Source organism: Streptomyces sp. ME19-01-6 (genome assembly GCF_033793745.1).
Classification (GTDB): Bacteria; Actinomycetota; Actinomycetes; order Streptomycetales; family Streptomycetaceae; genus Streptomyces.
Genome location: NZ_JARAXF010000004.1, coordinates 186,472 through 208,540, shown reverse-complemented (window position 1 = coordinate 208,540; position 22,069 = coordinate 186,472). Strand labels below are relative to the sequence as shown.

15 protein-coding genes are annotated in these 22,069 nt (G+C 71.2%); 3 read left to right on the top strand and 12 right to left on the bottom strand.

All coding sequences use genetic code 11. The annotated features are described in order from the left end of the window. Positions 1–78 precede the first annotated feature (78 nt). The 3 genes from PV419_RS10920 to PV419_RS10910 all read right to left on the bottom strand — a co-directional run bounded on the left by PV419_RS10920 (position 79) and on the right by PV419_RS10910 (position 9,492). On the bottom strand, positions 79–3,555 hold the full coding sequence (locus PV419_RS10920; protein ID WP_319687771.1) for an amino acid adenylation domain-containing protein: 3,477 nt from the start codon (positions 3,553–3,555) through the stop codon (positions 79–81). A gap of 202 nt (positions 3,556–3,757) precedes the next feature. Beyond that, entirely contained in the window at positions 3,758–6,382 is a 2,625-nt protein-coding gene (locus PV419_RS10915) for a beta-ketoacyl synthase N-terminal-like domain-containing protein (protein ID WP_319687770.1), read from the bottom strand. Then, positions 6,379–9,492, bottom strand: a complete 3,114-nt coding sequence (locus PV419_RS10910; RefSeq protein ID WP_319687769.1) for an amino acid adenylation domain-containing protein — start codon at positions 9,490–9,492, stop codon at positions 6,379–6,381. The genes PV419_RS10915 and PV419_RS10910 overlap by 4 nt, the downstream gene beginning before the upstream one ends. 510 nt (positions 9,493–10,002) lie before the next feature. Here PV419_RS10910 and PV419_RS10905 point away from each other — a divergent pair. Both PV419_RS10905 and PV419_RS10900 read left to right on the top strand, forming a co-directional pair. Further along, a complete protein-coding gene (locus tag PV419_RS10905) occupies positions 10,003–10,518 on the top strand; it encodes a SigE family RNA polymerase sigma factor (protein ID WP_319687768.1) in 516 nt (171 codons plus the stop codon). Then, positions 10,502–11,473, top strand: coding sequence for a hypothetical protein (locus PV419_RS10900; RefSeq protein WP_319687767.1), 972 nt, complete (start codon positions 10,502–10,504; stop codon positions 11,471–11,473). The genes PV419_RS10905 and PV419_RS10900 overlap by 17 nt, the downstream gene beginning before the upstream one ends. Positions 11,474–11,510: 37 nt before the next feature. Here the strand turns inward: PV419_RS10900 and PV419_RS10895 are convergent, their stop codons facing one another. The 8 genes from PV419_RS10895 to PV419_RS10860 form a co-directional block, all read right to left on the bottom strand. Continuing rightward, the gene (locus PV419_RS10895; RefSeq protein ID WP_319687766.1) at positions 11,511–13,307 is read right to left on the bottom strand and encodes an IucA/IucC family siderophore biosynthesis protein; all 1,797 of its coding nucleotides are present in this window, start codon (positions 13,305–13,307) and stop codon (positions 11,511–11,513) included. After that, positions 13,304–13,900 (bottom strand): GNAT family N-acetyltransferase, encoded by a 597-nt coding sequence (locus PV419_RS10890; protein WP_319687765.1) that lies wholly within the window; start codon positions 13,898–13,900, stop codon positions 13,304–13,306. The genes PV419_RS10895 and PV419_RS10890 overlap by 4 nt, the downstream gene beginning before the upstream one ends. Next, the gene (locus PV419_RS10885; RefSeq protein WP_319687764.1) at positions 13,897–15,249 is read right to left on the bottom strand and encodes a lysine N(6)-hydroxylase/L-ornithine N(5)-oxygenase family protein; all 1,353 of its coding nucleotides are present in this window, start codon (positions 15,247–15,249) and stop codon (positions 13,897–13,899) included. Before PV419_RS10885 ends, PV419_RS10890 begins: the two co-directional genes overlap by 4 nt. 27 nt (positions 15,250–15,276) lie before the next feature. Further along, positions 15,277–16,899 carry an aspartate aminotransferase family protein gene (locus PV419_RS10880; protein ID WP_319687763.1) on the bottom strand — a complete coding sequence of 541 codons (1,623 nt, stop codon included), beginning with the start codon at positions 16,897–16,899 and terminating at the stop codon, positions 15,277–15,279. A gap of 159 nt (positions 16,900–17,058) precedes the next feature. Next, positions 17,059–18,000, bottom strand: a complete 942-nt coding sequence (locus tag PV419_RS10875; RefSeq protein ID WP_319687762.1) for a siderophore-interacting protein — start codon at positions 17,998–18,000, stop codon at positions 17,059–17,061. Positions 18,001–18,034: 34 nt separating this feature from the next. Then, the gene (locus tag PV419_RS10870) at positions 18,035–19,069 is read right to left on the bottom strand and encodes an ABC transporter substrate-binding protein (RefSeq protein WP_319687761.1); all 1,035 of its coding nucleotides are present in this window, start codon (positions 19,067–19,069) and stop codon (positions 18,035–18,037) included. A 184-nt stretch (positions 19,070–19,253) separates the two neighbouring features. Next, complete coding sequence (locus PV419_RS10865) at positions 19,254–19,532, bottom strand: DUF4190 domain-containing protein (protein ID WP_319687760.1); 279 nt, start codon at positions 19,530–19,532, stop codon at positions 19,254–19,256. 3 nt (positions 19,533–19,535) lie between these two features. Then, positions 19,536–19,691, bottom strand: coding sequence for a hypothetical protein (locus tag PV419_RS10860; protein WP_319687759.1), 156 nt, complete (start codon positions 19,689–19,691; stop codon positions 19,536–19,538). Positions 19,692–19,837: 146 nt separating this feature from the next. On the opposite strand from PV419_RS10860, the gene PV419_RS10855 reads away from it, so the two are divergent. Then, positions 19,838–20,527, top strand: a complete 690-nt coding sequence (locus PV419_RS10855; RefSeq protein WP_319687758.1) for a TetR family transcriptional regulator — start codon at positions 19,838–19,840, stop codon at positions 20,525–20,527. On the opposite strand, the gene PV419_RS10850 is transcribed toward PV419_RS10855, so the two are convergent. Beyond that, positions 20,493–21,806 (bottom strand): M6 family metalloprotease domain-containing protein, encoded by a 1,314-nt coding sequence (locus PV419_RS10850; RefSeq protein ID WP_319687757.1) that lies wholly within the window; start codon positions 21,804–21,806, stop codon positions 20,493–20,495. The genes PV419_RS10855 and PV419_RS10850 overlap by 35 nt on opposite strands. Between the last annotated feature and the right edge of the window lie 263 nt (positions 21,807–22,069).

Sequence of the window (22,069 nt, the reverse complement as noted above, 5' to 3'; positions counted from 1 at the left end):
GCGAGTCGGCGTACCGGGATGCGGCGAGGGACGCGTGGGGCAGCGGCGCGCGGGACGAGGCGTGCGCCGGGCGGCGGGTCAGTCGGTGACGGGCCGGAACGCCTCCGCCCGGAGCTGCTTCTTGCGGGAGACCTGTTGGCCACGCCGCTGCCGGGCCGCGCGGCGGGCGTCCGCGGCCGGCGCCCGACCGCGCCGCGGGTCCTCGCCCGGGGACGTCCCGCTGATATGGGCCGCGTACGCCCGGACGCTGGGGTAGCGGAACAGGTCGACGATCCGCGCGTCCTCGTGCACCCGCTCGCGCACCTCCGTGAGCAGCTGGGCGACGAGGATCGAGGTGCCCCCCGACCGGAAGAAGTCGTCGGCCGGGCCGATGCCGTCGTCGCCGAGCACCGCTCGCCAGACCGCCAGCAGCCGGGTCTCCAGATCGTTCGCGGGCTCCTGGGCCGTCTGCTCCCGTGTGTCGACCGGGATGTGCGGCAGCGCGTTGCGGTCCGTCTTGCCGCTGCTGGTGGTGGGCAGGGCGGCACAGGCGGCGTAGGCCGCGGGCACCATCTGGTCCGGGAGCAGGTCGGCGAGCCCGGCCCGCAGATACGCCTCGTCGATCACCGCGCCGGGTGCCGGCACATAGTGGGCGACCAGCAGGGCGTGCTCCCGCTCACGCTGGACGGTCACAGCGGAATCAGCTACTCCGGCGAGGGAGTTGAGCGCCTGCTCCACCTCTTCCAGTTCGATCCGGTAGCCGCCCACCTTGACCTGGTTGTCGACCCTGCCGACCAGCTCGATCTCACCGCTCGGCAGCCACCGGGCGATGTCCCCCGTGCGGTAGACGCGGCCGTCGGCGCGCAGGGAGGGAAGGGTGGGGAAGCGTTCGGCGGTGAGTGCGGGACTGCCGACGTAGCCGCGGGCCACACCGCCCCCCGCCAGGACCAGCTCGCCGAACATGCCGATCGGCACGGGGCCCAGCGTCGCGTCCACCACATGGGCCGCGGTGTTCGCCAGCGGCCGGCCCACGAGGATGCCGTCGGGCTCCCGCGGGACCTCCCAGCAGGTCGACCACACGGTGGTCTCCGTCGGCCCGTACATGTTCAGCACGCGCGGAATGCCGAGGTCCTTCAGCTGCCGGGCCAGGGTGAGGTCCAGCGGCTCGCCGCCCACCATCAGCAGCCGGAGTCCGCCGAGGGCGCTTTCGGCGCCGGGCAGGCGCAGCACACCGCGCAGCAGCGTGGGGGTCGCCTGCATGGCCGTCGCCCCTTCACTGCGGATGAGCTCCGGGATGGTCGCGGGCGCCTGAAGCCCCCACGGGTCGCTCCCGGTGTGTCGCAGCGTCTCGGAGGTCTCCGCGAGCACCACGGGAACACCGCGGGCCACGGTCCACAACAGCTCGACCACCGCGATGTCGAAGGTGACCTGGGTGACGGCGAGCCACACGGCCGGATCCGGAGGCGAGGCCACCTCGTCGAGGGCGGTGAAGAGGTTCATCACATTGGCGTGCGACACCTCGACGCCCTTGGGCCGCCCGGTGGACCCGGAGGTGAAGATGACATAGGCGGCGTCGTCGGCGGCCCCGCGCGGGGAGCCGGCCGCCCCCGGGTGCCGGAGCAGGTCCGCGGCCTTCAACCGCACACCGGCGTACGACGGACACCGGCCCTCGTACACCTCCCCGGCCACCAGCGCGACGCAGTCGGCCGAGTCGAGCATGGAGGTGGTGCGCCCGTCGGGGGCGGCGCCGTCCAGGGGCACGTACACGAGCCCCGCCCGGAGGATTCCCAGCAGTACGGCGATGAGCTCCGGCGACCTGGGCACCAGCACGCCCACCCGGCTGCCGGGCGACAGCCCAGCGGAGCGCAGACCGGCGGCCACGGACTCGGCCCCGCGGGCCAGCTCACCCCGGGACACCACGGTCCCCCGGAAGGTGACGGCCGCCCGCTCGGGGTCCTCGCGCAGCCGGCCGAGGACCTCCTCCTCCACCCGCCGCGCCGGCACCGGCCGGCTGGTGGCGGCGTTCCACCGGTCGATGAGCCGGGAGCTGTCGGGGTCGATCAGCGGCAGGTCCGCGAGCCGTGCGTCCGGGGCCTCGCACATGCGCTCCACGAGATGGACGAAACAGTCGGCGAAGCGCCGCGCGTCGGCCTCGTCGAACAGCGTGTCGTTGTAGATCAGCAGCCCCTGCAGGCCGCCGTCCCGGCTGTCTTCGCGCAGCTTGAACATCAGGTCGTACTGGGCCGAGTAGAAGGGGGTCGGAGCGGCCTCGGCGTGGACACCGGGCAAGGTGAACCGCTCGCCCGGATAGGTCTGCAGGATGAAGATGGTCTGGAAGATCGGGGAGTGCGAGCTGCTGCGCTCGGGGGCTGTCGCCTGCACCACCTGGTCGAACGGCAGGTCCTGGTGGGCGAAGGCGTCGAACGCGCCGCTCCGGGCCTGTGCCAGATAGTCGCGGACGGTACTGCTCTCATCGACCCGCGTCCGCACGGTGATGGTGTTGAAGAACAGCCCCAGGGTCCTCTCCAGCGCCGGATAGGGCCGGTTGGCCAGAGGACTGCCGACGGCGATGTCGGACTGCCGCGTCATACGGGACAGCAGCAGCGAGTACGCCGCCATGAAGGTGCTGTAGAGGGTGGTGCCGGTCTCGCCGCACAGCCCCCGTGCCCTGTCGAGGAATGCGGGTGGGTACCGGAAGGTCACCGCGGAGCCGCGATAGCTCTGCACCGCCTGGCGCTGCCGGGAGGGGACCAGGTCCAGCAGCGGGGGAAGCTCGGCGAGCCGGTCGCGCCAGTACGCACGCTGCCGCTGCGCCAGGTCGCTGCCGAGCCATTCACGCTCCCAGACCGCGTAGTCCGCGTACTGCACGGTCAGTTCGGGTAACCGCGGGCTCCGTCCGGCGACGCGCGCCGCGTACAGCTCGGACAGTTCCTTCTTGATCAGCCCGGTGGACCAGCCGTCCGAGACGACGTGGTGCTGGGTGACGACGAAGGTCCACCGCCGCTCCGCCGTGCGCAGCAGGTCGAAGCGGATGAGCGGGGCCTTGGCCAGGTCGAAACGGGTGGAGACGACGTCGAGGAGCAGCCTGTCGTGCTCCTCGGGGGTGTCCGCCCGGTGTGTCCCGAACACTGCCGCGCAGTCGTCGTCGATGGTCTGGAGCAGGCCCTGCGGCGTCTCGGTCAGGGCCGTACGCAGGATCTCGTGGCGCCGCACGAGATCGCCGGCGGCGCCGCGCAGGGCCGCTTCGTCCAGATCGCCCCGGAGTTCGGTGGCGAAGTACATGTTGTAGACGGACAGATCGGTCGCCGTCTGCTCCACCAGCCACAGGCGCTGCTGGGCATAGGACGCGGGGATCGGTTCCCGGCGGTCGACGCGCTCGATGCGGACGCCGCGACGGTACTGCTCCTCCTCGTACTCCCGGAAGAACCGGAGTATCTCCGCGCGGTGGGTGCGGATCGAGTCCTTGACGGTGTCGGTGAGGGCGCCGTCGGGGCCCGACACCGACAGCTTCTCGCCGTTGGGCGCGATGCGGATCCCGCGCGCGGACAGGTCCTCCAGAAAGCGGGTGACGCTCACCGTGAACCTCCGAGAAACGGGGCAGCTGGTAGCATTTCCGGCGTGCTGAGCGAGAACCAAGCCAGCACAGCAACTCCTTTGCTTGCAGTACCGAACCGGGCTGGTTCCAACCCGGCTGGTGTTGATCGTGTAAGACCTGCCGGTCCGCAGGGCCGTGGGCGACGTGAGCCAGTAATCCGCCGGCCTTCAGCTGGGGGAGGGTTCAAAGTTCCACGGTCTCCATCGCTTCGTCGGGCGGGGCGGTCTGCGTCGCGTAGACACGCAGCGCGGCAAGCTCGCCCTGAACGAGCTCGGTCATGCCTTCCAGCGTCTCGGCGTCCAGCAGATCGCCGAGGGGGATCCTCACCTCGAACAGCTCGCGGATCCTGGTCATGACCTGGGAGGCGAGCAGCGAGTGCCCGCCGAGGTCGAAGAAGCTGTCCTCGGGTGCCACCTCGGGAACGCCGAGGACCGTCTGCCAGATGGCGCCCAGTTCGGCCAGGACGCTCCGCTCACCGTCCGCGCGGGAGGCGGCCGCGGTGGTGCGGACGGGATCGGCCGCCCGCACCCGCGGGGGCGCGCCCGCGGGTCCCGCGGTGGCGTCCGGCGCGGGCGCGGCCCAGTGGCGGGCCTCGTCGAACGGGTAGCCCGGCAGCGGAATCCGGCGGCCGGTGCCGTGCAGCAGGTGCCAGGACACGTCGGCGCCCCGTTCCCAGCAGTGGGCGACCAGACGCAGCCACTGCTCCCAGCCTGCCGCGCCGTCGAGCAGGCTGGGGCAGCCCGACGGGGGCGCGAAGTCTCCTTCCCCTGTCACCGCGGCCCGGGTCATCGCCGACAGGTGTCCCGTCGGCGGCACCCGGCCGGCGGGGAAGCCGGTGCCCGAGCTGACCGATCGCACCTCGACGGCCAGGGGGGTGGGCGGGCAGCCGGCGAGGTCCCGTTCGACCTCCTCCAGCAGCCGTTCGCAGACGCTCAGATCCCCGCCGGGCAGAGACGCCTCCAACGCCCGGCTGTGACGCTCGGCGCAGCGGAGCGCCACGTCCCAGGGCAGGGCCCCGGCATGGGCGAACGCCAGGTACTCGCCCGCGCCCACCCCGGCCACGGCGTCCGGGACGACTCCCAGAGCGGTCAGGGCGTCCAGCAGGCCCCGCGCGGTGTGCGCCGCGACCACCGCCCGGGAGGCTCCGGAACCCGTGTGCTCCAGGGCGCGGCGGAGCTCCGCGACGCGCTCGCCGAGCCGCTCGTCGAGGGCGTACGGATGCTCGTCCCCGAGGTCGATGGCCAGCACCAGCCCTTCCGCCGGTGCGGGGACGGGCGTCCCGCGCAGGGCGGTGCCGATCTCCCGGAGGGAGGGCGAGACCCATGCCCGGCGCAGCGTGCGGTGGTGGCGGCCCTCCTGGAGGGTGCGGGCCACGTCGCCCGGGGCGTGCTCCGCCGGCTCCAGCGTCTCGGCGAGCCGGTCGCGGAGCCGGTCGAACGACAGCGGCGTATGGGCGGAGAGCGGGAAGACGTGCGGCTCGTCCGGGGCGGCCTGCCCGGCCGGTGCGGGTGCGGGTCGCATGGGTGGCTGCTCCAGCACCAGGTGGGCGTTGGTGCCGCCGACGCCGAGTGCGGTGACGGCGGCGCGCCGGGGGTGGTCCGTATGCGGCCACGGATGGGTCTCGGCGCTGATGTACAGGCCGCTGCCCGCCAGGTCGATCAGGGGGTTGAGTTCGTCGTGCCCCACCGTCGCGGGCACCATGCCTTCACGGACGGCGAGTACGGCCTTGATGAGCCCGGCCATACCGGCGGCGGTGTCCAGGTGCCCCAGGGAGGACTTCACGGCGCCGACCGCACAGGGAGTGGTGGCACCCAGCTGTTCCCGGGCCTCGCGGAGCGCCGCGAGCTCCACGGGGTCCCCGAGGGAGGTGCCGGTGCCGTGCGCCTCGACGTACCCCACGGTCGCCGGGTCGACGCCCGCGTCGGTGAGCGCGGCGATGACGACGTCGCGCTGTCCGCGCACGCTGGGCGCGGCGAAGCTCTGCCGGTCCGCCCCGTCGTTGTTGAGGGCGGAGCCACGGATGACGGCGTGGACGGTGTCGCCGTCGCGCAGGGCGTCGTCCAGGCGCTTGAGTACGACGATTCCCACGCCGCTGCCGGGTACGGTGCCCCGTGCCGCGCTGTCGAACGGGCGCAGCCGGCCGTCCGGGGACATGACGGAGCCGTCCAGCGCGCGATAGCCGTGGTGCTGCGGCATCCGCACGGAGGCCGCGCCCGCCAGGGCGAGTTCGCACTCGCCCGCCAACAGGCTGTGTCTGGCCAGGTGGACGGCGGTGAGGGACGTGGAGCACAGGCTGCTGACGAAGACGCTCGGCCCTCGCAGGTCGAGGTGGTAGGAGACGCGCAGGGGCAGCGCGGCGGGGGCGTCGGACATGGACCGGTGGGTCCGGGCGCCGCTGTCCGGGCTCGGCAGCATCGCCGCGTAGCGGTTCTCGCCGGAGCCGCAGAAGACCCCGACCCTGCGGTCCTCGCCGCCCGCCCACCCCGCGTGCTCCAGGGCGTGCACCGCTTCCTGCAGGAAGAGGCGGTGCTGCGGATCCATGGCGGCCGCCTCGGCGGGCGGGATCCCGAAGTAGGCGGCGTCGAACATCTCCACGCCGTCGAGCGCGCCGGCCACGGGTATGTACTGCGGGTCGGCGAGCACGTCCTGGGGGACGCCCTTCGCCGCGAGTTCGTCGGCCGTCAGCGGCACCAGGGACGTCGTCCCCTTCACGAGCGCGTTCCAGTACTCGTCGGTGTCACGGGCGCCGGGGAAGCGGCAGGCCATCCCGACCACCGCTATGAGCCGGCTCTCCTGCGCAAGGGTCATGCCCATCCTCCGTCGTTCTCCGAGCGGCTCAGCGAGCGGGCGACAGCGGCAACGGTCGGGTACTTGAACAGATCCGTCACCGACAAGCCGGGCGAGACCTCCGCCCTGAGCCGGCGGTGCAGATGAATCAAGGTCAGGGAACTGCCCCCGAGCTGGAACAGGCTCACGTCCCGGGGCACCCGGCCGGGGTCCGTGCCCAGCACCTCCGCCCACAGCGCGGCGAGCCGCCGTTCGAGGCCGGTACGCGGTTCGCTGTGCGACGACGGGGCCGCTCCCGCCTCGGGCAGCGGCAGCGCCCGCACATCCACCTTTCCGGTGGCGGTGAGGGGCAGGTCCGTCAGCCGTACGAAGTGGGTGGGCACGTGCTCCGAGGGCAGCCGGTCGGTGAGGTATCCGCGGAGGTCGGCGAGGTCGTCATCCCGTTCGGAGACGACATAGGCGATCAGGGCGTCCGGGAGCTCGGGGCGGACCGTCACGACGACGTCCTGGATTCCGGGATGCCCGAGAAGCAGGTTGCGTATCCCGTCCAGCTCCACCCGCAGTCCGCGCAGCTTCGCCTGCCCGTCGTCGCGCCCGTGGTACTCGAGCAGGCCGTCCTCGGTGAAGCGGGCGAGGTCACCCGTCCGGTACAGCAGTGCGCCGGGATCCCCACCGAACCGGTGCGGCACGAACCGTTCGGCGGTCAGTTCGGCGCGGTTGGCGTAGCCGAGAGCCAGCGGGAGCCCGCCGAGGCAGAGCTCTCCCACGAAGGTCGGGGGCAGCAACTGCCCGCCGGACCCCAGCACATAGGCCTGGCCTCCGGGAATGGGGCGGCCGATGGGCACCGTCGCTTCCGGCTCGCCGCCAAAGGAGCACAGGTGGGACGTCGCGTCGCAGCCCGCTTCGGTGGGCCCGTACAAGTTAATGACCTGTGCATGACAGCTATTTCTCACGGATTCCACGACCCAGGAGTCGAGGGCCTCTCCTCCGGCGAAGAGCCGGCGCAGTGCGGGGAGACCGTCCCACCCGTCCTCCGCCAGCAGAGCCTTGAGCAGGGTGGGTACGAACTGGGCCACCGTCACCGCGTGGCGCCGCATCTCGCCGAGCATGGACGACGGGTCCCGGTGCGCGCCCGGAGGCGCCACCACCAGCGTGGCGCCCACGGTGAGCGGGGCGAGGTACTCCCACACCGATGCGTCGAAGATGGGCGGCGTCTTGAAGTAGAAGCGGTCCTCGGGGCGGAAGCCGAACTCGTCCCGCTTCCACCGGAAGTTGTTGGTCAGCGCACGGTGCGGGACGACGACCGCCTTGGGCAGCCCTGTGCTTCCGGACGTCGTGATGACGTAGGCGGGGTCCTCGGCGTCCACCGGCCGGTCCTCGAACCCGTCGCCCGCGACAGACGCCTCGGCGTCCTCGAGGCCGAGCGCCCGCAACCCGGTCGGCAGACCGCCGAGTTCGGCATGGCCCGGCACGATCACGGCTGCCGCCCCCGCGTCGGACAGGACGAACGCGCGGCGGCGCGGGGGCTGTTCCATGTCGACGGGGAGGAAGGCCAGGCCGCATCGCAGCACGGCCAGGGCCGCCTCGACGAACCGGGCCGACCTCGGCAGGCAGAGCGCGACGATGCTCCCTGAGGGGAGGCCGAGGGCCGCGATACGGGCGGCAAGGGCGCGGGAGGCCCGCTCCAGTTCCCCGTAGGTGACCTCGCCTCCCTCGTCGATCAGGGCGACCTTCTCGGGAGCGGCGGCGGCCCGGCGCAGGAACGACTCCGGGACGTGCGGCGCGTCCACCTCGCCGGGCGGCGCGTTCCAGGTGTCCAGCACCAGGGAGCGGTCGGCCTCGGTGATGAGCTCCACTCCCCGCGCGGCGCCGTCCCGGCCGTCGACGATCTGGCCGAGTACGGTTTCCAGCGCGCGGGCCAGCCGCTGTGCGGTGGCCGGGGCGTAGACGTCGGGGTCGAAGTCCAGCCGCCCGGTGATCTCGGCGCCGCTGATGTTGACGGCCAGCAGCAGCTCCGACTTGCCGTCACGCGGGATCAGCGGGACGCGTTCCACCTCCAGCCCGGGGAACCGGGGGCCTGTGCCCAGGTCGTTGACGGACAGCATGGGCGGGAGGGCCGCACCGCCACCGGCGATCATTCGCATGCGGGCCCACAGCTTCTCCAGGGACTCTCCCTGATGCTCCAGGCAGGTGAAGAGCGATTCCTGAACCTCCCGCACGTACTCCTGCAGGCTTGTTTCAGCCTGCGGAAGGCAGCGGAAGAGCATCATGTCCGTAAAAAGCCCCACCACCGCGTCGAATTCGGTGCGTCGCCAGTCGACGGCCGGATAGGAGACGAGGACGTCATCGGAGCGGAGGAAGTGCTGAAGCGTCAGGGAGTAGGCGGACAGCAGCACCGCAAAAGGGGTCACTCGCCGGCGTTCGACGAGTTCGAAGAAATCCGCCGGAAAAGACACCGGATGGGAGGAGTGGCGAATGGGCGAGTCATTGCCGTGCGCGTGCTTGCGTGGTGCGGACGTGAGCGCGTCCATGCCCTCAAGATATTTCTCCCAGAAGTCGGTGTGTTCCTGGCCTTCGGGGAGATTTGTCCACTCCTGTTGTTGGCGGACGTACGCGAAATAGGGCGACTCCGTAATAGGCGCGTTCGCCGGGAGGTGGCCGTCGAGGGCATCGGTATAGGCCCGGCCTAATTCCTCCATGATCAGGCCGACTGAAGGCGCGTCCACGGTGATGTGGTCGAACACCATCAGGAGAACGGCCTCCTGCGGGGACAGCCGGAACAAGTCGGCCCGTAAACGGCACGCGGTTTCACCAGAGAACGGCTTCGAAGCGGCCGCGGCGAGCCGTTCCGGCAGCTCAGATGGGGTCACCTGATGCACGCCCAGGATGTCGTCCGGTGTGGGACGTACGCTCTGGCGAAGCTCGCCGCTGGATAATTGCTGGATCGCCACACGCAGTACGGCGTGCCGGTCCAGCACCGCTCGGATGGCCTCGGCAAGCTCCTTCTCGGCAATGTGACCTGAAAGGCGGTAGGCCATAGGGACGTTGTAGGAGTCCCCGTCGGGCTGGAGTTGCTGTGACGCCCAGACGGTCTGCTGCTGCCGGGACAGTGGATATCCGGCGGAATTCACGCGGCCGCCCTGGAGGGGTGCTGGAATTCAAGATGTCCGGATTTCCTGGATATTGCGTGAATTTCTTCAGCGGCGATATGTCTCAAGATCGGTGATCCGCTGGATCTGGAAGCGCGTATCTGAGTCGAGACGTGACCCACTGTTGCCCCCCCGTAACCCGGTTCCCCGTGAGCAATTTCCTGTAGCAGAAGATCGCAGTGAGTTTGCGACACGCGGCATCGAGCCGACCAGAGCTGTCGCGTTTTTGTGATGCAGGTCACCTGTTTTGGGGTGTGGATTGGGGGGCGTACCCCTTGTTGCCCACTTTGGCGCACACGATGCCGACCGGGATTCTTGGCGATATTAAGTCTGGCGATGGCTGATTTTCATCGAGGCGCCGACGTGCTCGGGGGTGCTGGTTGACCGCCGGTTGGCGGATTCTGGGCTTGAGGCAACCCGTACCGGCGCCATGGCGTTCAACATGTGTGAAAGACACGGTTCGGACAGGGGCACCATGGCGAGGACACGACAGTGAGGGGCGCAACGCCCGGCTTCGAGGAGTTCGTCGCCGCGCGCGGGCCTCGGCTGCTGCGGGTCGCCTGGCTGCTGACCGGGGATGCTCACCTGGCCGAGGATCTGCTGCAGACGGTGCTGGCCAAGGTGTGGCCGAAGTGGCGGCGGATCGCGGCCGAGAATCCGGAGGCGTACGTCCGGAAGGCGCTGGTCAACACGCATGCCTCGTGGTGGCGGCGGCGCTGGCGCGGGGAGGTGCCGCACGACGAGGTACCGGATACACGGACCGTGCCGGATCCGTTCGAGGGGGTGGATCTGGAGCAGTCGCTGGCGGCGGCGGTGCGGGGGCTGCCGGTGCGGCAGCGGGCCGTGGTGGTGCTGCGCTATTTCGAGGACCTGAGCGTCGAGGACACCGCCGAGGTGCTGGGCTGCAGCACCGGCACGGTCAAGAGTCAGGCGTCCAAGGCGCTGCGCACCCTGCACGGGCTGCTGCCCGCCGCCGAGATGGCGGAGGGCGGTGAGCGCCGTGGGTGAGCCGGAGAAGAGGGCCGGGCGTCGCGACGCCGAGCCCTGTCGTCCTCCAGGTCGTCAGTCCGGCGCGGGCTCCGAGGCCGGGCGTGAGGCCGCCCGCGAGGCGGAGCTGCGGGCGCTGCTCGAGCGGGGCGTACCCCGGCTGCCTGCCCCCGCCCAGCGGATGCGGCGGGTCCAGCAGCTGGTGGCGCGGCGACGGCGACGGCGGGTGGCCGGGATGGCGGGGGCCGCCGGGGTGGCCGGGGGAGTGGCGGCCGCCGTGACGCTGGCCGTGCTGGGCCAGGCCCCGGCCGCCGGGCCCAGGGGCCCCGGCGCGACGTATCAGGTCCCTGCCGCCTCGCCCACCGCCACCCATCCCGTCGTCCGCTACCCGGGGCTGGACGGGCTGACCGTCCGGCTGCCGCGCGGCTGGAGCGGCCGTGGCGTGCGGGGCGGGGAGGGGGCGGGCACGGTTGGGCTGGCCGGGAACCGGCCGGCGGCCGTGGACACGGACCGGTGTACGGCGGGCATCCGGCACTACTGCCTGGCGCCGCACGAGCTGCGGCGCGGGGAAGGGTTGCTGATCCTGCGGCTGGGGAGCGAGAAGGCCCTGGGGGCGACCGACCAGCGGGCGCGGATGGTGGATACGCGGCCCGGGAAGTCCTGCCGCCTCGCGGGCGGCACGCGCGAGCTGCTGGGCCGGCGCGCGGTGGCCGGGTCGTCCGGGGCGTCCGGGCCGCACGAACTGATCACCGCGTCCGTCTGCCTCAACCGGCCCTCCGCCGGCACGCTGGAGCAGGTCCGGTCCATACTCGGCTCCGCCGTCTTCGGCGGCAACGCGGCCCAGGATGCGGGCCCGACCCAGGACCCGGGCCCGACCCGGGACCCGCGCCGTACCCCGACCCCGCGCCCGCCCTCGGACCGGCGCCCGACCCCGGACGCCCCGCCCAGCGAGGCCGCCTCCACCTCCCCCCGGTGAACGCCTGCCCCGCCTCCCTTGCCTCCTCCTCCTCCTTCTAGGGCGTCTCCCCGAACCGCGCGATGGGGTTCTCCAGCGTCCCGATCAGCTGGAGCGCCCCGGCCGGGTCCTGAAGGTCGAGCATCTGCTGGTTGTTCCGCAGCTGCAGCCGGTTCAGGCAGGACAGCGCGAATTCGGGCGCGAACATGTCGTACCGCTCGAACTTCTCCGCCAGCTCCGGCACCGACGCCTGGTAGTCCGAGACGCACTCCGCCACCGTCCGCCAGAAGGCCTCCTCCTCCAGGAGGCCGTCGGTGACGAGGATGCCGTTCAGGAAGCGCAGGAAGCAGTCGAAGACATCGGTGAAGATCGACAGCAGCTTCTTGTCCTCGGGGACCTCCACCCGGATCCGGGTGACGTCCGGCGGAAGGACCGCGTCCGGGTCCATGACGGCGATCTCCTCGGCGATGTCCTTGAAGATCGCCCGCCGCACCGCGCCGTCCTCGATCACGAGGATGACGTTCTCGCCGTGCGGCATGAAGACCAGGTCGTAGGCGTAGAAGCAGTGCAGCACCGGCCTCAGGTACGCGTCGAGGTAGCGGCGCAGCCAGCGCGCGGGGGGCAGGCCGGACTCCTCGACGAGCGCGCTGACGAAGGAGCCGCCGTCGGGGTCTGTGTGGAGGAGCGAGGCCATGGTGACCAGCCGCTGGCCCGGTTCGAGTGTGGGGACGGGGCTCTCGCGCCACAGTGCGGCGAGCATCTTGCGGTACGGGGAGAACTTGTCGGTGGCGCGCTCGTACTGCCGGTGGTGGTAGCCGATGGCGGCGCGCTCGCGGATGATCGAGAAGCGGGCGGCGCGGAGATGCCCGTCGCCCGCGATCAGACCCGCCAGCCAGTCGTTGATGGCGGGCGTGGCCTCCATATAGGCGGCGGAGAGGCCGCGCATGAAGCCCATGTTGAGGACGGACAGGGCCGTCTTCACATAGTGCTTGGCCGGGTCGCCGGTGTTGAAGAAGGTGCGGATCGACTGCTGCGCGAGGTACGCGTCGTCGCCGGTGCCCAGGCACACCAGGCGCCGCTGGGCGACCTCGGCGGCGAAGGTGACCGACAGTTTGTTCCACCACTGCCAGGGGTGGACGGGGATGAGGCGGTAGTCGGCGAGGTCGAGGCCGAGTCCGGCCAGGGTGTCGGCGAAGCGGGCCAGGGTGGCCTCGCCCAGCTCGCCGCCGATCAGCCCGTCGTAGTCGAGGTCCGAGGAGGAGGTGAAGGTGGCGTGGTCGCGGTGCGCGGCCAGCCAGATCAGCCGCACGGGGCTCGCGGTCTCGGGGGCGTACGAGAGGTATTCGTGCACCCCGAAGCCCAGGCGGCCGTTGTTGGCGACGAAGCAGGGGTGGCCCTCGGTCATGCCGGTCTCGACCGTCTGGAAGTCGGACTTGGCGAGCTCGGCGGCGCTGACCGGCCGGCCGCTGAGCTTGTACGCGGTTCCGGAGAGGGTGGAGCTGATCTCCTCCAGATAGACGGGCAGGGTCTGGTCGCCGAGCCCCAGCCGCCCGCGCAGCTCCAGGAAGAAGTCGAGCGCGTCGAGGGGGAGCTCGGAGCCGTCCCGGGTGGTGTGGCGGGTGACGGAGTCCGCGTCGACCATCCAGTGGTCCAGGGCCAGCAGGCGGGCCGCGAAGCGGTAGGTCACCGAGCCGTCGTCGCTGGTGACGACGTAGTGGCCGGGGACGTCGGGCAGGGGCTCGGGGGCGAGCAGGCGCTCGTGGGAGAACTCGGCGAGCGCCTTGCGCACTAGGAGGCGGCCCGCCCGCTCCCAGAGGGCGGGGGTGAGGTGGGCGACGGCGTCGCGGGGGCTCATCGGGGCACTCCTTGAGCGGTGGTGGTGGTCGCGCCCGCCGTCGCGGCGCGGAATCGGTCGCGGGTGCAGAAGCTGAGGTACGCGTCCTTCTCCGGCTTGGCGACCGTGCCCGCGATCTCGAAGCCGACGGCCGCGTTGAGCCGGTGCACCGCCGTGTTGCGGACGTCGGGCTCGACCACGACGCGCCGGGTCGCCGGGTCGGCGAAGAGGAACTCCATGACGGTGGTGATCACCGCCCGGGTGAACCCGTGCACCGGGGTGTCGGCCGGCGCGCACAGGAAGTGCATACCGACGTCGCCCTCCTGGGCGGGGTAGAGGCCCGCCAGCTCCACCCGGGCCGGGTCGTAGCGCTCGACCAGGAAGGCGGGGCGGCCTTCGTGCAGGCCGATGAAGGCGTCGTGGTGCGGATGTGCGGCGATCTTCCCGTACTCGAAGGCGACCTGCCCCACGTCGGCGTCCTGCATCAGCCAGAAGGACGCCTTGGGGTGGGTGACCCAGTGGTGCAGCAGTTCGGCGTCGGCGTCCGGGTCGAGGGGGCGCACGGAGAAGCGGCCGAGCGCTGCGTCGCTGTGGGTGAAGAGAGCCGTGCTCATCGAAGCACCCCCTCGGGGGCCGCGAACTCCTGGAAGGCGATGGTCTTCTCGATGGGGTAGTGCTCGCGGCCCAGCAACTCGCGGATGATGCATGAATTGCGGTAGGCGGCCATCCCGAGGTCGGGGGTGACGAAGCCGTGGGTGTGCAGCTCGGCGTTCTGGACGTAGATCTCCCGCCCGGCGGCGGCGGTGTTGATGCTGTAGTCGCGGGCGACCGCGAAGCGTCCGGCCTCGTCCCAGGCGATGCGGTCCCGGACCGGCGTCAGGAACTCCGGCACCTGGTAGCGGTAGCCGGTGGCCAGGATCAGGCCCTGGGTGGTGAGGGTGAAGTCCTGGCCCTGCTCCTCCTGGCGCAGCCCGAGCGTGTACGAGCCGCCGGCCGCGTCGTACGAGGCCTCTCGCAGCGCGGTGTTGGTCATCAGCCGCGTCGGGCACGGGCCCCGTCGGTTCTTGATGTAGAGCAGATCGAAGATGGCGTCGATGAGATCGGAGTTGATCCCCTTATAGAGGTTCTTCTGCGCGGTGTTCAGCCGTTCGCGGGTGTGCGCGGGCAGCCCGTAGAAGTAGTCCACGTACTCCGGGGAGGTCATCTCCAGAGTGAGCTTGGTGTATTCGAGGGGGAAGAAGCGGGGCGAGCGGGTGATCCAGTCGAGCCGGTAGCCGTGCGTGTCGATGTCCTGCAACAGGTCGAAGTAGATCTCGGCGGCGCTCTGGCCGCTGCCCACGACGGTGATGCTCTCCTTCGCCTGCAGGGCTTCCTTGTGCTCCAGATAGCGGGAGTTGTGGATCAGGTCGCCGCCGAGGCCACGGCAGGCCTCGGGGACGTACGGGGGCGTCCCGGTGCCCAGCACCAGCCGCCCGGCCCGCCAGGTGCGGCGCTCGCCGGTCGCCGTCTCGGTGGTGTGGACGACATACCGGCCGTCGGCCTCGTCGTACTCGACGGAGGTGACCTCCTGGCCGAAGCGGACGGAGCCGAGCCGGGCGGCCACCCAGCGGCAGTAGTCGTTGAACTCCTCCCGCAGCGGATAGAAGCTCTCGCGGATGTAGAAGGAGTACAGGCGGCCGTTCTCCTTCAGGTAGTTGAGGAAGGAGTACGGGGAGGTGGGGTCGGCGAGGGTGACCAGGTCGGACAGGAACGGCGTCTGGAGCGTGCTGCCTTCGAGGAACATCCCCGAGTGCCAGTCGAAGTCCGGCTTGCGCTCCAGGAACAGCCCGTTCAGCTCGTCGATCGGGTCGGTGAGCGCGGCGAGGCCGAGGTTGAAGGGGCCCAGGCCGATGGCGATGAAGTCGTGGGAGTCGTGGGAATCGCGAGAATCGTGGGAATCGTGGGAAAGCGACACGGTGGTCACGTGGGTCTCCGGCGGGGTGGAAGGCGGTCAGCTGGCCCGGGCCCGGGTGAACTCCGGTTCGGCGGCGTGCGGGGCGGAGAGGTACCGGTCGGCGTGGCCGGCGATGAGGTCGAGGACGTGGGCGATATCGCCGAGCGAGGTCTCCGGGTTGAGCAGCGTGAACTTCAGGTAGTGCGCCCCGTCCACCACCGTCCCGGCCACGACGGCCTCGCCGGAGGCGGCCAGCGCCTCGCGCGCGTGCAGATTCGCCCGGTCCAACAGTTCGGGGTCCGACAGCCCTGCGTCCAGCCGCTTGGCGTCGAGGCGCGCGGGCCTCGTGGGCGGTGGGCCGGTGTAGCGGAAGACCAGCGTGCTCAGCTGCGGCCGGGTGACCACCTCGTACCGCGGATCGGCGTCCAGCAGCCGCCAGGCCTCGGCCGCCCGGTCCACCACCTCGTCGAACAGCTCCCCGACGGTGTCCGCGCCCATGACGCGCAGCGTCAGCCACAGCTTGAGCGCGTCGAAGCGCCGGGTGGTCTGCAGGGACTTGTCCACCTGATTGGGGATGAGCCGCTCGGCGCTGTGGGCCGGGTTGAGGTAGTCGGCGTGGTACGTGGCGTGGCTGAGCGTCGTACGGTCGCGCACCAGGACCGCACTGGAGCTGACCGGCTGGAAGAAGGACTTGTGGTAGTCGACGGTGACCGAGTCGGCGCGCTCGATGCCGTCGAGGAGGTGCCGGCGGCGCGGGGAGACGAGCAGGCCGCAGCCGTACGCCGCGTCGACGTGCAGCCAGGTCCCGGCCTGGGCACACAGGTCGGCGATCTCGGGCAGCGGGTCGATGGAGCCGAAGTCGGTGGTCCCGGCGGTGGCCACGACCGCCATGACGACCAGGCCTTCGCGGTGGCAGCGGTTGAGCTCGCGGGCGAGCGCGGCGGTGCGCATCCGCCGGTCCTGGTCACAGGACACGGGGATGACCGCCTCGTAGCCGAGCCCGAGCACGGCGGCCGCCTTGGCGATGGAGAAGTGGCTCGCCTGGGAGGCGAGGATGCGCAGCCGGGGCAGGATCTGGGGTTTGGTGAGCGGCGCCCCGGCCGCCGCCGTCTCCTTCTCCACCAGCTTGCAGGCCTCGTCGCGGGCGAGCAGCATCGCGTGCAGATTGGACTGCGTCCCGCCGCTGGTGAAGACGCCGTCCGCGGCCTCGCCGAGCCCGATGCGCGCCGCTGTCCAGTCGATCAGGCGCCGTTCGATCAGGGTGCCGCCGGCGCTCTGGTCCCAGGTGTCCAGCGAGGAGTTGACGGCGGAGAGGATCGCCTCGCCGAGCAGCGCGGGGATGACCACGGGGCAGTTGAGGTGGGCGAGATACCGCGGGTGGTGGAAGTAGACGGCGTCCTTGAGATAGACGCGTTCGAGCTCGTCGAGGGCGGCGGCCGGGTCGCCCAGTGGCCGCTCCAGGTCGATCCCGGAGATCTCGGGGGCGAGTTCGGCGGGGGTGACGCCGGTGAACGGGCGGGTGGTGCGGGCGACGGTGGAGGCCACCAGGCCGACGCCATCGGACACGGACCGTCGATAGCGGGCCGCCGTACGGTCGTTGAAGAGGTGGGCCCGGCCATCCGCCGCCCCGGGTATCGGCCCTGACGACGGGTCCTCAGCGAGGTGCGCGAGGAGACTCACGGTCTGTCCCTTCTGGGTGTGGGCTGCTTGCGGGCATGGGTGTGCCCTGGACACGGCATGGGTGTGCCCTGGACGGGGGTGTGGGTGCGCGGGGTGTGCGGGGTGAGGATGTGCGGTGCGGGGGTGTGCCGGTGTGCGCGGGGTGCTGGGCCGCGTTGGTCAGTCGTCGTCCGACGCTGGGCCGGTGCCGGTCACGGCCTCCTCGACGAGCTGGTCGTCGGTGGCGCCCAGCCGCCAGTAGCCGGTGAAGGTGACCGCCTTGCGGTCGAAGCCGCGGTCGCGTACGAGGTGGCGGCGCAGCGCGCGGACCGTACCGGCCTCGCCCGCGAGCCAGGCGTACGGTGTGCCCTCGGGCAGCGCCGCGTCGCGTACGCCGTCCAGGAGGAGGGCCGAGCGGGGGTCGGCGGGGTCGGCGCCGTCGCGGATCAGCCAGACGATTTCGGCGTCCGCTTCGGTGGGCAGTTCCCGCAGGTCCTCGGCGTGCTGCACCTCGATCCAGACCTTGGCCCCGATACCGGCCGGCAGCCAGTCGAGGATTCCGGCGACGGCGGGCAGCGCGGTCTCGTCGGCGGCGATGAGCACCCAGTCGGTGCCGGGCGGCGGGCGGAAGTCGACGCCGCCGTTGTCGGGGACGACCGGGCCGAGGAGCATGGCGCGGTCCCCGGGCCGGGCGTGCGCGGCCCAGCGGGAGGCCGGGCCGCCCGCTGTGGCGGAGCCGGCCGCGTCGGCGCCGTGCAGGGCGAAGTCCACGTCGACCTCTTCGGGGTCGCGCCGCTGCTCGCGCACGGTGTACGAGCGCATGACGGCCCGTGTGGCGGGGTCCATGGCCCGCCACACGGGGAACCACTCCTGGCCCGCCTCGACCGGCACGACGGGGGCGTCCTGGTGGGGGTGCGGCAGGAACAGCTTGAAGCGCTGGTCGCGGCCGCCGGAGGCGAAGTCCTTCAGGGCCTCGCCGCCGAAGGTGACCCGCACCATGGACGGTCCGAGGGCCCGTGTGCGGACGACCCGCACATCGAAGAAGCGGAACGGGACGGCGGCGGGGGCCGGTTCGGCCGGGGCCGGGGCGGTGGAGGTGTGGGGGGTGGCTGCGGTGGTCATGAGAGCGGTCTCTTCCCTTCGCTTGCCCTGTGGGTCAGCTGACCTTCTTCGCGTCCTGGATGGCCTTGGTGAGGGCCTCGATGTGCGGGGCGGCGCCCGCGTACGAGAAGCGCGGCTCGCTGCTCCAGGGGACGATCTGGTCGGCCTTGACCGCGGGGAGCTTGGACCAGGTGGGCTTGGCGGTCAGGTCCTTGGGCTGCAAGGTGGCGGTGCGGTTGTCGAGGAACAGCACGTCGGCGCCGTACTTGTCGGCGTTCTCCCAGCTCAGGCTCTCGAAGTAGCCACCCTTGTCCGTCTTCTTCGGGACGACGAAGTCGACGCCGAGCTCGCGGAAGTAGATCAGGTCGGCGTTGACCGCCGGGTTGGAGACATAGAAGAGGTCGGCGCTGGCGGAGCAGGCCATGACCTTGATCTTCTTCGACTTGACGGTCTTGCGCAGCGTCTCGGAGGCGGCCTCGAAGCGTGCCTTGGCGTCGATGACCTTCTTGGCCTTGAGGTCGGCGCCGAGGGCGGCGGCGAGTTCGGCGTAGCGCTTGATGGGCTCGAGCATGGAGACCCGGCCGGTGGTGAGGGCGGCGCTGGGGGCCAGGGCGAGGATCTTGCCCTTGGCATCGTCCGGGACGTAGAAGAGGGCGCCCGGGTCGTACATGTTGGTGATCAGCAGCTGGGGGTTGAGCGAGGCGTACTTCTCGACCTTGAACTGCCCCCAGGTCTCCCCGAGGATGGTCACCTTGTCGACGTCGACGTCGCCGGCCTGCACATCCGGCTTGCCGTTCTTCAGCTTGGTCGGGCCGAAGACGCCGACGATCTGGTCGTCGATGCCGAAGTCGTGCAGCGCGGCCGCCGAGCCGATGTACGCGACGATGCGCTCGGGGGTGCCACCGAGACTGATCTTCTTCTTGCGGTCGTCGGTGAACGACCAGGATTCGCCGCCGCTTTTGCCCTCGTCGTTGGAGGACCCCGAGCCGTCCTTGCTCCCGCACGCGGTGACGAGGGCGCCGAGTCCAGCGAGGCCGCCGGCGGCCAACAGGCCGCGGCGGGAGAGGGGGAGGGCACTGGGGTGAGGCATGGGACGCCTTCTCTCGATGCGTACGGGGGCAGCCACGGACATCGCCCGAGGCCATAGTTAGGTTAGCCTAACCAACGTTGATGTCCAGTGGGCGGGGTCACCTGGGGCGGTACGTACGGGCAACGGCCCCTCCACTGAGTGGAGGGGCCGTTGGGGTGCCGAAGGCCGGCGGGGTTGCGAAACGTCAGCCGAACTGCCAGAAGACCGAGTTGTCCAGCGTCACGAGGGTGATCAGCAGGGCCACATCGGCGACTCCGAGGGCGAGGCCGAGCAGGGCGCGGCCACGGCGCTGGGTCTGCCGGGCGATCGCCAGCGCGCCCAGGATGATCGCGCACGGTCCGAAGACGGCGTTGAAGAGCAGCAGTCCGATCAGGCCGAGGACGAACGAGGCCACGGCCATCCCGTCGGCGTCCCGGCGGCGCGCGGCCGACGGGGTGCGGGTGGTGGATGCGGTCAGTGCCATGGGTCAGCTCTCCTTGTGCCCGGTGCGTTCGCGGATGAAGAAGATCAGCAGCCAGGTGGCGATGGCGGCGGAGGCGGCGAGGAAGACCGGGAGCGGGGTGTGGGCCGCCGCTCCCAGGAGGATCCCCACCAGGGCGAGAGCCGCGACGATGAAGAGCATGTGTGCCTCTCTCGAGAGCCTTGGTGGCGTTTGGCGAACAGGTTCCAGTGATTCGGTGAACACTTGGGATGACAGTTGTTCACTGACTTCAGGGTACCCCTGCACGCCACTGGAAAAAGTCGGCGAACGGTTGTTTACTGAATGACATGAGTCACACCCTCGGGGTCCGGCAGGCCCAGAAGCAGAGGACCCGGCGGGCGCTCCTGGACGCGGGGCTGCGGCTGCTGGAGGACCAGAGCCTCAGCAGCCTGGGCCTGCGCGAGGTGACGCGCGTGGTGGGCGTGGCTCCGGCCGCCTTCTACCGGCACTTCCGCGATATGAGCGACCTCGGCGTGGCGCTGGTGGAGGAGTCCCTGGGCAGCCTGCACGGGGTGGTCCGGGTGATCCTCGCCGAGCGGTACGGGGACGAGGAGCTGATCGACGCCACCGTCGAAGCCGTCGCCGAGCTGGTGCGCCGCTATCCGGCGCATATCCGCTTCATCGCGCGCGAGCGCCACGGCGGCGTACGGCCCGTACGGGAGGCGATAGCCGCCGAGCTGGGCCGTTTCGCCGACGAGGTCGCCGAGGCGTTCGCGCCCCAGCTCACGGCGGAGGGCTGGTCCCCCGAGGATGTCCGGATGCTTGCCGAGCTGTATGTGGACCACATGGTGATGACCGCGACGGCGTTCCTGGAGGCCCAGCCCGGCGATCAGCCCGGCGATCGGTCCGGGGGCCGGCCCGGCGAAGAGTCGGGCGGCCCCTCCGGCGACCCCGAGTCCGTACGGCGGGTGGCGGCCACCGCCCGCAGACAGCTTCTGCTGATCAGCCGCGGCCGCCGCCACTGGCGTACCGGGTGATCTCGACGCGGTAGTCGCCGCGGGCGTCGCGCTCGGTGACCCGGACCCGGATGCCGGTGCCCAGCGCGCCGCCGGTGAAGGTCTTGCCGGGCGTGAAGGCCGCGTCGCTCAGCCCGAGGTGTACATTGCGCTCCTCCGTGCAGCCGCCGCTGCCCGGGGTGCTGTCCACGACGGTGATCGGCCCCTGGCCGGAGTCGACGCGGGTGTCCACCCAGGAGACCAGGACGCCGGCCTTGCAGACCGCGTCGTCGTTGCCCTCGCTGGTGCGCGCCTCCACGGCGTACCCGGCGTACTTCGAGACCGGGACGAAGATCAGCTTGGTTCCGCCCCGCCGGCCGAGCGGGGCGAGGGCCCGCCGTGTGATGCCGGGGCGGGCGATGCAGGTGACCTGCCCCGCGCCGAGCCAGCCGAGCTTCCACTTGTGCCAGGCCAGCAGGTCGTTTCCGATGCCCCAGTCCTCGGACATCACGTCCCAGTGGCCCGCGCTGTCCCCGCCCCGGTGGGTGTAGAGGTCGGGGAGCCCGAAGACATGGCCGTTCTCGTGCGGGAGCACGCGATAGCCGGTCTGCGCGAGCGTGCCGGAGCCGTCGTCCTGGCGGCTGTAGACAAAGGAGACATTGGCGAGGGGGACGCCGTCGGCGATCGGGGCGTGCTGGTTGTCGGCGTAGGTGACGGACAGCACGGCGCGTGCGGCGGGTGGCCCGGCGTTGGGCGTGACCAGGACGTTGACCAGGTCGTAGCGGCTGAAGTCGATATGCGGGTCGGCGGCCTTGGCGATGTCCGCGACCAGCTTGCGGTAGCCCGGCTCGAAGGGGCTGCCGCGCTTGATGCCGTAGCTGCGGAAGGAGCGGGGCATGCGCAGCCAGTGGTTGATCGGGGCCGCGGGCCGGTACGTCAGCCGGCCGTACGAGCCGCGCTTGAACCATCGCGAGGTCTGGGGGAAGAACTCCGCGTAGCGCTTACGGGCGGAGCCCTGGCCCTTGATGTCGGGGAAGTCGATCATGAGGGTGAGGGCCTTGACCGTCCCTGTGCTGCGGACGTAGCCATGCCCGGTCGGCAGCCCCTCGGTCATCTGCAGCCCCTTGCCGGGGGCCAGGGCGCAGGGGGCGAGGGCGGCGCCGTACGCCGGATTGGCCGACAGGGCCGGGGCGCGCACGGGAGGGGCGGGAGCGGGGGGCGGGCTGGGGACCGCCGCCGGAGTGGCCGCCGCGGCCAGCGTGAGCACGGCGGCCGCGGCGAACGCGCTGCCTCGGCGGGGCCTGCGTATTCGGTGGCGCATGCGATGGCGTATGCGGTGGCGTATGCGGTGACGGGCTCGATGGCGGGTTCGGTGGCGGGTCGTCTCGCATGAGTGCTTCTGGGGCATCTCGCGTGAGTGCTTCATGGCGAGTCCCACCGTGTGGCGGCGCCCGTCCGGGCGCCTGTGGGGTGCGGCCGGGCGGGGGAAAAGGCTGCTCCGTCCGGGCGGATCGACCGCCGGACAGGTGTGAGGCAGGTCACGTCGGCTCGTGAAATTTCCGGGGACTGTCTCCCCGTTTAACT